This window comes from Seonamhaeicola sp. NFXS20 (genome assembly GCF_049132085.1).
Taxonomy (GTDB): domain Bacteria; phylum Bacteroidota; class Bacteroidia; order Flavobacteriales; family Flavobacteriaceae; genus Seonamhaeicola.
Map to the genome: position 1 here is coordinate 572617 of NZ_JAFMPU010000001.1, position 14981 is coordinate 587597.

At 33.9% G+C, this 14981-nt stretch carries 9 protein-coding genes; 4 read left to right on the plus strand and 5 right to left on the minus strand.

Annotated elements, in window-relative coordinates:
• The first annotated feature begins 8 nt into the window (after positions 1-8).
• The 4 genes from J1D01_RS02555 (at position 9) to J1D01_RS02570 (ending at position 6589) form a co-directional block, all read left to right on the plus strand.
• Positions 9-2006 carry a urocanate hydratase gene (locus tag J1D01_RS02555; RefSeq protein WP_421149712.1) on the plus strand — a complete coding sequence of 666 codons (1998 nt, stop codon included), beginning with the start codon at positions 9-11 and terminating at the stop codon, positions 2004-2006.
• Complete coding sequence (hutI, locus tag J1D01_RS02560) at positions 2006-3244, plus strand: imidazolonepropionase (protein WP_421149713.1); 1239 nt, start codon at positions 2006-2008, stop codon at positions 3242-3244. The genes J1D01_RS02555 and hutI overlap by 1 nt, the downstream gene beginning before the upstream one ends.
• A 193-nt stretch (positions 3245-3437) precedes the next feature.
• On the plus strand, positions 3438-3965 hold the full coding sequence (locus tag J1D01_RS02565; RefSeq protein WP_421149714.1) for an inorganic diphosphatase: 528 nt from the start codon (positions 3438-3440) through the stop codon (positions 3963-3965).
• A gap of 287 nt (positions 3966-4252) precedes the next feature.
• On the plus strand, positions 4253-6589 hold the full coding sequence (locus J1D01_RS02570) for a sodium-translocating pyrophosphatase (RefSeq protein WP_421149715.1): 2337 nt from the start codon (positions 4253-4255) through the stop codon (positions 6587-6589).
• A gap of 100 nt (positions 6590-6689) precedes the next feature.
• On the opposite strand, the gene J1D01_RS02575 is transcribed toward J1D01_RS02570, so the two are convergent.
• The 5 genes from J1D01_RS02575 to J1D01_RS02595 form a co-directional block, all read right to left on the minus strand.
• Positions 6690-8201, minus strand: coding sequence for an aminotransferase class V-fold PLP-dependent enzyme (locus J1D01_RS02575; RefSeq protein ID WP_421149716.1), 1512 nt, complete (start codon positions 8199-8201; stop codon positions 6690-6692).
• Between the two features lie 71 nt (positions 8202-8272).
• A complete protein-coding gene (locus tag J1D01_RS02580; protein WP_421149717.1) occupies positions 8273-10246 on the minus strand; it encodes a cytochrome c biogenesis protein CcdA in 1974 nt (657 codons plus the stop codon).
• A 26-nt stretch (positions 10247-10272) separates the two neighbouring features.
• The gene (locus J1D01_RS02585; protein ID WP_372937845.1) at positions 10273-10719 is read right to left on the minus strand and encodes a protein-disulfide reductase DsbD domain-containing protein; all 447 of its coding nucleotides are present in this window, start codon (positions 10717-10719) and stop codon (positions 10273-10275) included.
• A gap of 127 nt (positions 10720-10846) precedes the next feature.
• A complete protein-coding gene (locus tag J1D01_RS02590) occupies positions 10847-13645 on the minus strand; it encodes a M16 family metallopeptidase (protein ID WP_421149718.1) in 2799 nt (932 codons plus the stop codon).
• A 141-nt stretch (positions 13646-13786) separates the two neighbouring features.
• Positions 13787-14971: a redoxin family protein gene (locus tag J1D01_RS02595; RefSeq protein WP_421149719.1), complete on the minus strand. Its 1185-nt coding sequence runs from the start codon at positions 14969-14971 to the stop codon at positions 13787-13789.
• Between the last annotated feature and the right edge of the window lie 10 nt (positions 14972-14981).

A 14981-nucleotide genomic window follows, 5' to 3' on the forward strand; every position in this document is an offset into this window, starting at 1 on the left:
TTAAAAAAATGACCTTTAAAGAAGCAATATTACAAGGTATTCCCGCCGAATTACCACCTAAACGACCCTATCCAAAAGGGGTAAACAGCGCACCTAAACGAAAAGATATTTTAACGGTTGAAGAAAAGCAATTAGCTATAAAAAATGCTTTGCGGTACTTTCCTAAAGATTGGCATACAACGCTTGCCGAAGAATTTGCTGAGGAGCTGCAATTGTATGGTAGAATTTACATGTATAGGTTTAAACCCAATTATAAAATGTATGCACGCCCCATTGTAGAATATCCTGCAAAAACGGTTCAAGCCGCGGCTATTATGCTCATGATTCAAAATAATCTAGATCCTGCTGTGGCACAACACCCCGAGGAATTAATCACCTACGGAGGTAACGGCGCCGTATTCCAAAATTGGGCACAATACCTGTTAACCATGAAATATTTGGCTACTATGACTGATGAACAGACCCTGCATATGTATTCGGGTCATCCAATGGGATTATTTCCTTCGTCTAAAAATGCACCAAGAGTGGTTGTTACTAACGGGATGATGATTCCTAATTATTCCAAACCTGATGATTGGGAAAAATTTAATGCTTTAGGAGTTACGCAATACGGACAAATGACGGCAGGTTCGTTCATGTATATTGGTCCGCAAGGTATTGTGCACGGTACTACTATTACGGTAATGAATGCCTTTAGAAAGATTTTAAAATCAGGCGAATCTCCTAACGGAAAAATATTCTTAACCGCTGGATTGGGCGGTATGAGTGGTGCGCAACCTAAAGCAGGTAATATAGCTGGTTGTATCACCGTGTGTGCCGAAGTAAACCCGAAGGCTGCCACAAAACGTTACGAGCAAGGTTGGGTGGATGTTTTGGTTGATAATTTAAATGATTTGGTAAACCGTGTAAAGCAGGCGAAAACTAAAAGTGAAGTGGTTTCTATAGCATACATTGGAAATGTGGTGGATGTGTGGGAGCGTTTTTATGAAGATGATATTTTTATTCATGTGGGGTCCGACCAAACATCGTTACATATTCCATGGACGGGTGGTTATTATCCAGTTGGCGTGCCGTATGAAGCATCCAACAACATGATTAGAGAAGAACCAAAGCTTTTTAAAAAGAAGGTTCAAGAGTCTTTAAAACGACATGCGGCTGCCATTAATAAACATGCTAAAAAAGGCACTTATTTTTTCGACTACGGTAATGCGTTTTTGTTAGAAGCTTCACGTGCAGGGGCAGATGTTATGGCAGAAAACGGAATTGATTTTAAATACCCATCATATGTGCAAGATATTTTGGGACCTATGTGTTTCGATTATGGTTTTGGGCCATTCCGTTGGGTGTGTACCTCAGGAAAATCGGAAGATTTAGATAAAACCGATGCTATAGCTGCTGAGGTTTTACAAGAGATTATGACACATGCTCCAGCGGAAATAAAACAGCAGATGCAAGATAATATTGCCTGGATAAAAGACGCTAAGAAAAATAAAATGGTTGTGGGATCTCAAGCACGTATTTTATATGCCGATGCCGAAGGTAGAGTGAAAATAGCAAAAGCCTTTAACGATGCCATAGCAAAAGGAGAGATTGGTCCTGTGGTTTTAGGTAGAGACCATCATGATGTAAGTGGTACCGATTCGCCGTTTAGAGAAACCTCGAATATTTACGATGGTAGTAGGTTTACCGCAGATATGGCTATTCAAAACGTTATAGGTGATAGTTTTAGAGGTGCTACTTGGGTGTCTATTCACAACGGTGGAGGCGTTGGTTGGGGCGAAGTAATTAATGGTGGTTTTGGTATGGTGCTAGATGGCTCTCTTGAAGCCGAAGAACGTTCAAAAAGCATGTTGTTTTACGATGTAAATAATGGGATAGCACGACGAAGTTGGGCTAGAAATGATGAAGCCATATTCGCTATTAAACGAGAAATGGAACGCACCCCTAATTTAAAAATAACTTTGCCTAACTTAGTGGATGATAAGATTATTAATAATTTGTTTTAATGGCAGTAGTATTCAAAAACATAAAAGAATTACTTCAAGTTAGAAATGAACCCGTTCAGTTTGTTTCAGGAAAAGACATGGCAGTTTTACCAACCATAAAAAATGCCTTTTTGGTGGTTGAAAACGGACGTATTTCCGATTTTGGTGGCATGAGTTCTTGTCCTAAAGGTGAATTTAAAGAGGTTATTGACTGCACAGGTAAAATGCTTATGCCCACATGGTGCGATTCGCACACCCATTTGGTATACGCAGGCAACAGAGAAAGCGAATTTGTAGACAGAATAAAGGGTTTAAGCTATGAAGATATTGCTAACAAAGGTGGTGGTATCTTAAATTCGGCTAAAACATTACAAGATACTTCTGAAGAAGAATTGTACAATCAAAGTAAGGTAAGGTTAGAAGAGGTTATTACCTTAGGCACTGGAGCTATTGAAATTAAATCGGGATACGGCTTAACTAAAGCAGCCGAATTAAAAATGTTGCGGGTCATCAAAAAACTAAAAGAGAATTATCCCATTGAAATTAAAGCCACGTTTTTAGGTGCGCATGCTTTACCAAAGTCATTCAAAACCACAGAAAGCTATATTGACTATGTGATAAAGGAAATAATGCCAATAGTTACCAAAGAACAACTAGCCGATTATGTAGATGTGTTTTGCGAAACCGGTTACTTTTCGGTAAGAGACACAGAGCGACTATTAGAGGCCGGTAAACAATACGGTTTAATTCCTAAAATTCATGTAAACCAATTTACAGCTATTGGAGGGGTGCAAACAGGTATAAAATATAATGCCTTATCGATTGATCATCTAGAAGAAATGCGAAATGAAGATATTGAAGCGTTAAAAAATACCAAAACCATGCCTGTGGCTTTACCAGGTTGTTCATTCTTTTTAGGAATTCCTTATACACCCGCTAGAAAAATGATAGATGAAGGGTTACCCTTGGCTCTAGCAACCGATTATAACCCTGGGTCTTCACCTTCTGGAAATATGAATTTTGTAGTGTCTGCAGCCTGTATTAAAATGAAAATAACACCAGAAGAAGCTATAAATGCGGCTACAATCAATGGAGCCTATGCTATGAGGCTTCAAGATGAAGTAGGTTCCATAACAAAGGGGAAATTGGCTAATTTAATAGTTACTAAACCAATTAATTCGTACGGATTTATACCATATGCTTTTGGAGAAATTAAGGTTGAAAAGGTGTATTTAAAGGGAGTAGAAGTTTATTATTAAACTAATAGGTGAATATTTTATTAAGAATTTAGAATATCAGAATTATAAAATAAAATATAGATAAGTTTTTTACAAAAGCATGTTTTATTTTATGTTTTGATTAAGCTTTTGTAAAAAGATAAAAATGTACGAATTTATTGTTGTTAATAGCATATCTCTTCAGTACATTTGTAGCCCAAATATATATTATATTATGAGTAAGAAAAACGACTTAACATTTGATGTTTTAATTGAAATACCTAAGGGAAGTAGAAATAAATATGAATATGATTTTACTTTGAATAAAATTCGTTTTGATCGTACATTGTTTTCCTCAATGATGTATCCGGGTGATTATGGTTTTATTCCAGAAACCTTAGCTTTAGATCATGACCCATTAGATGTTTTAGTTTTATCAACAGAGCCATCTTACCCAATGGTGGTAATGGAAGTAAGACCAGTAGGTGTGTTTCATATGACCGATGAAAAAGGACCAGATGAAAAAATAATTTGTGTGCCAGTTTCAGATCCTGTTTGGAGTCAACGAAGTGATATAGCAGACTTAAACCCTCATAGGCTAAAAGAAATTGAGCATTTCTTTCAGGTTTACAAAGACTTAGAGAAAAAGAAAGTAGATGTTGGAGGATGGGGAAATGCCGCAGAAGCTATAAAAATCTACAAAGAATGTGTGGATCGTTATGATAATAGTGAACACAAAAGGAAACGCACTTTCGTAATCTAAAATTATTAGATTTAAAAATAACCTTCATAAACCAAAAGCCATCTTAAAATTTTAAGATGGCTTTTGGTTTTTTAATAGGTTAATGCACCAACAATACCTGTTTTAACATGCTATTTTTACTGAATAAACAAATAAAAACTAACATAAATCATAGTATTATTAATATTATAATTTAAATACCATTTAAATGTTTAATCTTTAATTTATAGAGGCTTTTTTTATCACTTTTATTTTCATATTTTTAACTTCTCTTAGAAAAATAGACTAATCATAATAACTAATTACATATGGAATTAATAGTAGACTTTTTACCGCTTTTTGGTGTTGTTGCCTTGGCATTTGTTTTTATTAAAAGCGCTTGGGTATCTAAACAAGATCAGGGAACTGATACAATGAAAGTAATAGCTAAAAACATAGCAGATGGAGCTATGTCTTTTCTTAAAGCGGAATATAAAATATTGTCAATTTTTGTTATAGCTGTAGCCGTCTTATTATATTTTAAAGGAGCTAGTGAAGCAGGTTCCAATGGTATGGTAGCAGTATCATTTATTGTAGGAGCTATATGTTCTGCTTTAGCTGGATTTATAGGAATGAAAGTAGCTACTAAAGCTAATGTTAGAACCACAAGTGCAGCAAGAAACTCACTTGGGAAAGCATTAGAAGTAGCTTTTGCAGGAGGTGCTGTAATGGGACTTGGTGTTGTAGGTTTAGGTGTTTTAGGTCTTAGTGGACTATTTATGATCTATAGCGAAATGGGCTGGGGCATCAATGAGGTGCTTAATGTACTTTCAGGATTTTCACTTGGAGCTTCATCTATCGCACTATTTGCACGTGTTGGTGGAGGTATTTATACTAAGGCTGCCGATGTTGGTGCTGATTTAGTAGGTAAAGTTGAAGCAGGTATTCCAGAAGATCATCCACTAAACCCTGCAACAATAGCAGATAACGTTGGTGATAATGTTGGTGATGTTGCTGGTATGGGAGCTGATTTATTTGAATCATACGTAGGTTCTATAATAGGTACTATGGTTTTAGGAGCCTTAATTACTACCGGAAATTTTAATGGTTTAGGTGCTGTGTATTTACCGCTAGTTTTAGCTGCTGTGGGTATTATTATGTCCATTATAGGAACGTTTTTTGTAAAAGTTAAAGACGGGGGGTCTCCTCATAAAGCCTTAAACCTTGGTGAATTTGGTTCTGCCATTTTAATGGTAATTGCTTCTTATTTTATTATTGATATTATGCTTGAAGGAACTACCGGTTTACCAAATGGTTCTACAGGTGTTTTTATTGCTGTAATAGCTGGTTTAACAGCTGGTTTAGCGGTTGGTAAAATAACCGAATATTACACAGGAACTGGTAAAAAACCTGTAAACTCTATTGTTAGACAATCTGAAACTGGTGCTGCAACCAATATCATAGCAGGATTAGGAACAGGAATGATGTCTACCATGATTCCTATCATTTTAATTGCTGCAGCTATTTTGGTATCACACCATTTTGCTGGTTTATACGGTATTGCTATCGCCGCTGTTGGTATGCTTGCTAATACAGGAATTCAATTGGCGGTAGATGCTTACGGACCTATTTCTGATAATGCTGGTGGAATTGCTGAAATGGCCGAATTACCTAGTGAAGTTAGAGAACGTACCGATAAATTAGATGCTGTAGGAAATACTACAGCTGCTATTGGTAAAGGATTTGCCATTGCATCAGCTGCTTTAACAGCTTTGGCTCTTTTTGCAGCTTTTATGGAAACTGCAGGTGTAAAATCTATTGATGTATCTCAACCAGATATTATGGCAGGATTATTAGTAGGAGGTATGTTGCCATTTGTGTTTTCAGCCTTGTCTATGAATGCGGTTGGTAGAGCAGCTATGGCTATGATTGAAGAGGTGCGTCGTCAGTTTAGAGATATTCCTAAACTAAAAGCAGCTCTTGAAGTTATGCGTAAATATGATTCTGATATGAGTAAAGCCACCGATGCTGATAGGAAAATATTTGATGAAGCTAACGGTGTTGCAGAATATGATAAATGTGTAGCAATTTCAACACAAGCCTCTATAAAAGAAATGGTATTACCAGGGTTGTTAGCTATTGCGGTACCTGTTGCTGTTGGATTTATTGGTGGTGCAGAAATGTTAGGAGGCTTACTAGCGGGGGTTACCACTTGTGGTGTGTTAATGGCTATCTTCCAATCTAATGCTGGTGGAGCTTGGGATAACGCTAAAAAAACTATTGAGGAACAGGGTAGAAAAGGAACTGATGCTCATAAAGCTGCTGTTGTAGGAGATACAGTTGGAGATCCATTTAAGGATACTTCGGGGCCTTCATTAAATATCTTATTAAAATTAATGAGTGTAGTGGCTTTAGTAATAGCACCTAGTTTAATTTCAGATGAAGCAGTTCAAGCTTACAACGATAATAGTAATGATGCTGTTGAAATGGTTGAGGTTTCAAAAGAAATTAAGGTGAATATGACTAGTAATGACGATGGAACTGTTAAAGCAGTTGTTACTATGGTTACCACTGAAAACGGAGAGCAATCTACTAGTTACCAAACTTTTGAAGGTGATGAAAATAAAGTGCAAGCAAGTATTGATGCTTTGAAAAATAATGGTTAAAAACCGACAACTAAACTAAATAAGACTAACTAAATAAAGAAAACCACATCGGTTCTTGTGTTAAAACAAGAAAGATGTGGTTTTTTATTTATTATTAGATTTATAAATTAAACCAACTTTTTGTAATCTCTTTTTCAATAATCAGGTTGGCTTTATGAACAAATTCATTTTTTAAAGCGTAGTATTGATAGTCTTTACTCCATTCAGAGTGATTTTCTGCAACTTGTTTTATAGCATCGCAAATAAAGTTAATTTCTTCATTAGTCATAGTAGGGTGAATAGACATACGTATCCAACCTGGGCGTTCTATTAAACAACCTTCTAGTATCTTTTTTTCAATTGATTTTGATGTTGATTGGTCTACGTTAAGTAAATAATGTCCGTAAGTACCAGCACAACTACATCCTCCACGAGTTTGAACTCCAAACCTATCATTTAAAAGTTTTACTACTAAATTATAGTGAACATCATCAATATAAAATGAAAACACTCCTAGACGGTCTTTGTGGTTAGGAGCTAAAATTTTAAGGTTGGGTATTTCTGTGAGTTTTTCAAAAATAATACTATTTAATTCGTGCTCTCTTTCTAAAATATTTTGCACACCCATTTCTTCTTTTAGTTGAATAGAAAGCGCAATTTTAATAGCCTGTAAAAATCCGGGAGTACCACCATCTTCTCTGGTTTCAATATCATCAATATAATCATGGTCTCCCCAGGGGTTTGTATAAGAAACAGTACCGCCACCAGGGTTATCTGGCACCAAATTTTTATATAATTTTTTATTGAAAATTAAGACTCCTGAAGATCCTGGGCCACCTAAAAATTTGTGAGGAGAAAAGGTAACAGCATCTAAATACTCATCTTCATTCTCTGGATGCATATCTATATTAACATAAGGCGCAGAACATGCAAAATCAACAAAACAAAGTCCATTGTTTTGATGCATTATCCTAGAAATATCGTAGTAATTGGTTCTTATGCCAGTAACATTAGAGCATCCTGTTATGGCTGCTATTTTTATAGGGTATTCTTGATATTTATCAATAAGCGTTTTTACGCTTTTTAAACAAGGCAGACCCTCGTCGTTAGAAGGAATTACTTCTACCTTAGCAATAGTTTCTAACCATGAGGTTTGGTTAGAGTGGTGCTCCATATGAGACACAAAAATCACGGGTCTTTTTTCTTCAGGAATAACCGTATGGTCTTTTAAATTCTCATTGAGTTTAATACCTAAAATACGTTGAAATTTATTGATGGCACCTGTCATTCCTGTACCTACCGTAATAAGTACATCATCTTTAGAGGCGTTTACGTGTTTTTTTATGATGTTTCTGGCTTGGTGATAAGCCAAAGTCATAGCAGAACCTGTAATAGATGTTTCGGTATGTGTGTTGGCTACAAAGGGACCAATGTCATTAAGAATTTTTTCTTCAATAGGCCGATACAATCTCCCGCTTGCTGTCCAATCGGCATAAATGATTTTTTTTCTGCCATAGGGCGACTCAAAAAATTGATGGTTGCCAACTATATTTTCTCTAAAGGGTGCAAAATATGCTTCTAGATTGGTGTTGTTTTGAAGTTTAGAACCAGAATCTTTTGCGGTAACATTCATAATTAAATTTATTTTTTAGAAAAAATCACTTTAGTTATTTAATTGATGCTAATACATCAATGAGAGTGTTTTTATTTACCTTCTTGATTTTTAAAATTTGAGATTCCTTTTTCTAGCCAAGAGTTGTAATCATCTACATTAGGTGTATAGGCTACGGGTTCTATAAGATTATCTTCATTATGATCCATTAATACGTACATGGGTTGTGTGTTGGCTTTGTATTTAATGGTTTGTAATTCACTCCACTTTTGTCCAATATATTTAAGTTTTTTACCTGGTCTTAATTTAGAATCTACAATTTCATTGTCTTTTAATTTACGCTTATCATCTACATATAAAGAAATAAGAACAACATCATTTTTAAGCTTTTCTAATACTTGAGGTTTTACCCATACATTCTGTTCCATTTTTCTACAATTAACGCAGGCGTGCCCAGTAAAATCAATCATAACAGGTTTTCCTACTTTTTTAGCATAAGCTAAACCTTTATCATAATCGTTAAAAGCTAATATATCATGAGGTGGCATTAAATGGGCACCATCTGGTAAATCTTCGTGGTTGTTAGATGCTGTGTTGCCAGAACCTAGTTGGGTAAAACCAACACCGTAAGGCGACTCACTATAATGTTGTGGTGGCGGAAAAGCACTTATTAAATTTAAAGGTGCGCCCCATAAACCAGGAATCATATAAATGGTAAAAGCTAATGATAGTAAACCTAAACTAAGTCTTCCTACCGAAATATGAGACAATGGCGAATCATGAGGGAGTTGTATTTTGCCAAATAAATACATTGCTAAGGCGCCAAAAATAGCAATCCAAATAGCAATAAATACTTCTCTTTCTAACCAATGTAATTGCAAAACTAAATCGGCATTAGATAAAAATTTGAATGCTAAAGCAAGTTCTAAAAAACCAAGAACTACTTTAACAGTATTTAGCCAACCACCAGATTTTGGTAAAGAATTTAACCATCCAGGAAAAGCAGCAAATAAAGCAAATGGTAATGCAATAGCTAAAGAGAATCCTAACATACCCACTATTGGCCCAGATTGACTACCTCCAGAGGCAGCTTCAACCAGTAAGGTGCCAACAATAGGGCCTGTACAAGAAAACGATACTATAGCTAAGGCTAAGGCCATAAAGAAAATGCCTATTAATCCGCCTCTATCTGCCTGCGAGTCTACTTTGTTAGCCCAAGAATTAGGTAGCATAATTTCAAAGGCTCCTAAAAAGGAAGTTGCAAATATTATTAACAAAATAAAGAAGGCTAAATTAAACCAAACGTTGGTAGATAAGGCATTTAAAGCATCGGCACCAAAAATTAAACTAACTAAGGTTCCTAAAAGCACATAGATAACAATAATAGATACACCATAAATAATAGCATTTTTTATACCTGCTGCCTTATTTTTACTTTGTTTAGTAAAGAAACTAACAGTCATTGGTATCATAGGGAACACACAAGGTGTTAACAAAGCTGCAAACCCAGAGAAGAAAGCAATAAAGAATATACCCCACAGCCCTTTTGATTCTTTTACAGGTGGAGCTGACTCAGTATTACTTTCTACTGTTGTATTAGTTTTTTCTACACTGCTGCTAGAATTGATGTTGAATGTTAAGTCTACTTCTGTAGGAGGTGAACATTTGGTATCATCACATGACATAAATTCTACAAAAGCTTGAATACTTTCTAAAGGTTCTGATACTTTTATTTTTTGTTTAAAAACCGCTTCGTTTTCAAAAAACTTAATAACCATATCAAACACAGGATCATTAACAGAGTGTCCTTCTTCTTCAATTGTGTTTCCTATTAAAGTAATTTTGCCATTAGCATCATCAAACGTAAAACTTGTTGCTATAGGGCCGCCTTCTGGAACGTCTTGAGAATATAAATGCCAACCAGATTCAATTTGAGCTTCAGCTATTAACATATATTCTGTGTCTGATAGCTTCTCTACAGAGGCATTCCATTTTACGGGGTTTACTATTTGTGCATTACTAAATAGAGAAAAGCATAAAGAGAGTATAAAAACTATTTTTTTCATGTAAAATAATTTAGTGCTAAGAAAAATTATTTAATAGCAAAGGTGAGTTCTTTTTCGGTTGGGGGTAAACAACGCGTATCGTCGCATACCATAAATTCAACAGTAGCATTAATATTAAATGGTGCTTTTCCTTTTAATTTTATGCGTTGTTTAAAGGCTGCTTGTGTTTCAAAAAATTTAATTTCCATATCGAAAATTTTATCATGAACGGTATGGCCTTTTTCTTCTTTGGTATTACCTTTTTTTAAGTAATTACCGTTACTTTCAAAAGTGAAACTAGTTGCTATAGGGCCTCCCTCTGGCACGGTTTGAGAATATAAATGCCAGTTTTCTTCAATACTAGCTGTAGCAATTAATTCGTATTCTGAATCTGAAATTTTTTTAACACTTGTAGACCATTTTACAGGTTCTAAAATTTGAGCAAAACCATTAGCGGAACACACTAATGCGAATAATATTAGTAATTTTTTCATAATTGTTTAATTGTTTTAAAAAGGGTTATGTTTTACGATAACCCTTTTGTTATCTTTCTTAATTAAAAATAAATTTATTGACTGACTAACTCAAAAAATCACACTAAAACAAATGTATAAAGAAAGATTATAAATTATTGTTGGGTTTAAATACTATTTCAAAAGACTTTCCATTATTTTGGAGCTTTTTTGCTAATACTTGAATGTCTTTAGAGCTTATGTTATTTATAACGTCTTCAAAATTTTTAGGATTGTTCATATTGTACCCATCTCTATAAAACGTTGTTAATAGAGCCATATCGTAACCGTTATTGCTTTTAGATTGTTCTCTCGATTTTTTATAACTAGTAAGTGTTTTGTCTAAATCTTCTTGTTTAATGTTCCCTGTAGCTATTTTAGATAATTCGTTATGAACAATATCAATAAGTTTTTCTGCTAAATCTGGGTTGCAATCAAAATTAACTGATAAATATGACAAAACTTTAGGCTCTTTGGTTAAGAATGCTTGAGCTCTTGGACTGTAAACACCACCTTCTTCTTCACGTAATGTTTCTGTTAATCTTAATTGCATAATAGCACCTAAAGCTTTGGTTACATAGCTGTTTTTAACCGTGTAGTCATTAGCTATTTTAAATGCTATGTTAACATTGGTTTTAGGGTCTTCCATAGGAAGATATATATCTTCATCTACGTTGTTGCTGGCCCATGGTTGAGACACATCTTTAAATGTTTCGTTATCGGTTGTTGTAGGTAAGCTTGCAATGTATTTTGATAAAAGAGGCTCTAATAGTTCTGCTTTAACATCGCCTACAATAAAGAATTCAAAATCTGCTGGATTAGCAAATCTGTCTAAATACACAGATTTTATTTTGTTAAAAGAAATTTCGTTTACAAAATCTTGATTAAAAATTCTTTTTCTAGGATTACTATTACCGTACAAGGTAGTTGTAATGCTGTCTTTCATTTGTTCACCAATATCTTTGCTTCTTTTAATTAGGAAGTTGTTAATGCCTCCTTGCATTACTTGAAATGCTTGTTCATCAAAACGAGGTTTAGCAAAGTATAAGTGTGCTAATTGCAACATGGTTTCTACATCTTTGGTAGTTGAAGACCCTTTAAGATTTTCTGTTGTTTCACCTATACTTGGCGACATTGAAGCTGATTTTCCTGCTAAAATTTTTGGTAGTTCAGTTGCTGAAAATTCGCCTAAACCAGACATTGAAATTAAATTACCTACAAGGTTAGCAGATGGTAAATCTTCATCTTTTATCAATGAGTAACCTCCATGACTTATAGCATTAAAGGCAACTGTGTTTTTTTGCTTGTTGGCAAATTTATAATGTACTTTAATACCATTACTTAGAGTATAAGTTGTTGATTTAAGAGCTTCATTTTTTTCTGTATTTACTATGCTTCCTTCTTTTATGTTTAATCCAGAAATTAAAGTTTTACCTTCAAATGCTTCTGTGTATGGTGTAAGATTTGGGTTGTTTTCAACTGCATTAATAATTTTATGAGCCTGTTCTTCGGTTAAGTTATTTTGCCCTTCAACACCTGTTACATTTAAAAACCTATTATTTTTTGTGTAAAGTCTTTTTATGGTGTTATGTAAATCTTCTGGAGAAAATTTAGCAAACAGTTGTTTAGCTATTTCATATTCTTTTTCAATGTCTGCTATGGTTTTGTTATTTAAGTAATTGTCTTTTATTATGTTAATTAAAGTACCATGCTTTTGATCGTCTTTTTTAGCTATTTGAGTTTCATAATGGTTTGAAAACTTTTTAATAGTTCTATTAATTTCTGAAGGTGTAAAACCAAATTTAACTGCTCTATAGACTTCTGTTAATACCTCAGAGAAGGCTTCTTGTTGTTCTCCTAGCTTAGGACTTATTCTAATGCTAAAAACATTATTAGCTCTGGCTAATGAAGCGTATCTTAAATTAGCGCCTAAAAAATGAGCATCTGGTTTTTGAGCTACTTCGCTTATTCTTGCAGATAGCATATTAGTAACCATAGACTCTAATAACGCGTTCTGTAAATCTTCAACAGTTTGGTCTTTTAAAGATTTTTTATGACGAATACCAAAATTTATCATAGCGGTAGATATTTCTTTATCCATACCTAAGCTATATAACATGTCTTTATTTTCTGGTATTTCAACAATAAAACGCTCTCTTGGATTTTCTACTGCTGGTATTTTAGAAAAAAGCTTTTTAATTTTTGCTTCAATAACATTAACATCAATATCACCAACTATAGCTATGGCTTGTAAATCTGTTCTGTACCAATCATGATAAAAATCACGTAGTGCTTTGTATTCAAAATTTTCTACAATACTCATTAAGCCAATAGGTAATCTGTTGGCATATTTTGAATGGTTAAAAGTTATAGGTAATGATGTTTGAAACAAGCGCATTTGTCCGTTTTGACGTGTACGCCATTCTTCTTTAATTACGCCTCTTTCGGCATCAATTTCTTCATCAGTTAATAGTAAATAATTACACCAATCATGTAATACTAATAAGCCTTTATCTATTAACTCCGGCGTTGTAGGTACGTTATCAATATTATAAACGGTTTCATCAAAACCTGTATAAGCATTTATATCTCTACCAAATACTAAACCTTTTTCTTGAAATGTATTTAGAATGCCTTTACCTTCAAAATTTTCAGTACCATTAAAAGCCATGTGTTCTAAAAAGTGAGCTAAACCTTGTTGATCATCATTTTCAAGAATAGAGCCAACATTTTGAATTATATAGTAACTAGCTGCATTTTTTACAACATCGGTACTTTTTATGTAATAGGTTAAACCGTTAGGTAAAACACCTTTTTTTATGGTTTTATCTATTGGAATGGGATTCGATAAATTTTGAGCAAAAAGGTTTATGCTTAAAAGTAGGAATAAAGCCGATAATTTTTTCATGAATAGTTTTTTATATTTTTATAATAGACGTCATAATTTTAACTTCCCCCTATTAAAGAAATGTTAATTTATTTAAATACCGTTTTTTTATAACCAATTTATTGAAAATTAGAGGTATACTAGTGTGAAATGTATTTGGGTTTATTTGTTTAAGAGCGATTCTAAAAGATTAAAAGCTTCTTCACCGCCACCAACATATCTTTTAACTATTTTTCCTTTAGGGTCTATAATAAATTTTGTTGGAAACCCTTGTACGTTGAATCTGTTTACAAAATTGTCTGAAGTGTTATTTTTATCACTCATTAATTGTTGCCAATTGTATCCGTTTTTTTCAACAAACTTTTGAATTTTCTCTTTTGTATCTCCAGAGTTTATGCCAACAACTACTAACTTGTCTTTATACTTTTCTTGAAATGCTTTTACTTCTGGCATTTCGGCAACACACGGGCCGCACCAAATACCCCAAAAATCTATAAGTACATATTTTCCTTTAAGGCTATTAATGTCAAATGTTTCACCATTTAATGTTGCGTTGGTTTTTATACTTGGCACAGGAGAACCATCGGCAGTTTCTTTAATACCTTGAATACGTGTTGCTACGTCTTTATAGTCTGGGTATTCTGATAAATCTGTAGATAATAAACTAAACAACTCTTCGGCTTCTTCGTTTGTTATTTGAGTGCGTAACATTAAATCATTTAAATACCAAGCCGAAGCTAAATCGTTTGGATTGTTTCTTATATGATTAGTTAAGGCGTCAATAGATTTTTTAAAGATAGTTTCAGATTTTTTATTTATTTCCTCTTTTTTAGCTTCGTCATCTGTATAGGTGCTTTCCACTGCTAGATTACCCATATCATTATACATTGGGTACATTAGTTTATTAACTTTAGCTAAACCATCATTAAAAGCATTGCCGCTTGGGTAAGCATCAAAAAAATCTGTTGCTTCGCCTTTAATTGTAATATTTGCTCCTGGTGAAGCGTACACCATAATAAGAGCACATTTTACAGGGAAATATCCTCTACCACCTTTAGGGATTTTAGACAATTTTTTATCTGGTCCTTTAAACGATGGATATATTCTTAACATAGACAATTTAGATACTGTGGTAGTTAATTTAAACTTGCCATCTTTAACAATAATAGAGTCTGATGGTGTGGTTCTTGTATATTCTTTATCTGGGTGTCTGTAGTATAAATTTCCTTTTAACCCTTTTATGTCTCCTGATAAAGTAAAGGTGTTATCATTGTTTTGAGCATTGTTTTGCTGAAAACTCATTAAGGTAACAAAGCAAATAAGTAGTATGTTGTGAAAATGTTTCATAGTGGTTTAT

Excerpts from the sequence above, each read along its gene's own strand:
- J1D01_RS02570 (WP_421149715.1), top strand. The coding sequence starts at position 4,253 with ATGGAATTAATAGTAGACTTTTTACCGCTTTTTGGTGTTGTTGCCTTG.
- J1D01_RS02565 (WP_421149714.1), top strand. The coding sequence starts at position 3,438 with ATGAGTAAGAAAAACGACTTAACATTTGATGTTTTAATTGAAATACCT.
- hutI (WP_421149713.1), top strand. The coding sequence starts at position 2,006 with ATGGCAGTAGTATTCAAAAACATAAAAGAATTACTTCAAGTTAGAAAT.
- J1D01_RS02590 (WP_421149718.1), bottom strand. The coding sequence starts at position 13,645 with ATGAAAAAATTATCGGCTTTATTCCTACTTTTAAGCATAAACCTTTTT.
- J1D01_RS02575 (WP_421149716.1), bottom strand. The coding sequence starts at position 8,201 with ATGAATGTTACCGCAAAAGATTCTGGTTCTAAACTTCAAAACAACACC.
- J1D01_RS02580 (WP_421149717.1), bottom strand. The coding sequence starts at position 10,246 with ATGAAAAAAATAGTTTTTATACTCTCTTTATGCTTTTCTCTATTTAGT.
- J1D01_RS02585 (WP_372937845.1), bottom strand. The coding sequence starts at position 10,719 with ATGAAAAAATTACTAATATTATTCGCATTAGTGTGTTCCGCTAATGGT.
- J1D01_RS02595 (WP_421149719.1), bottom strand. The coding sequence starts at position 14,971 with ATGAAACATTTTCACAACATACTACTTATTTGCTTTGTTACCTTAATG.
- J1D01_RS02555 (WP_421149712.1), top strand. The coding sequence starts at position 9 with ATGACCTTTAAAGAAGCAATATTACAAGGTATTCCCGCCGAATTACCA.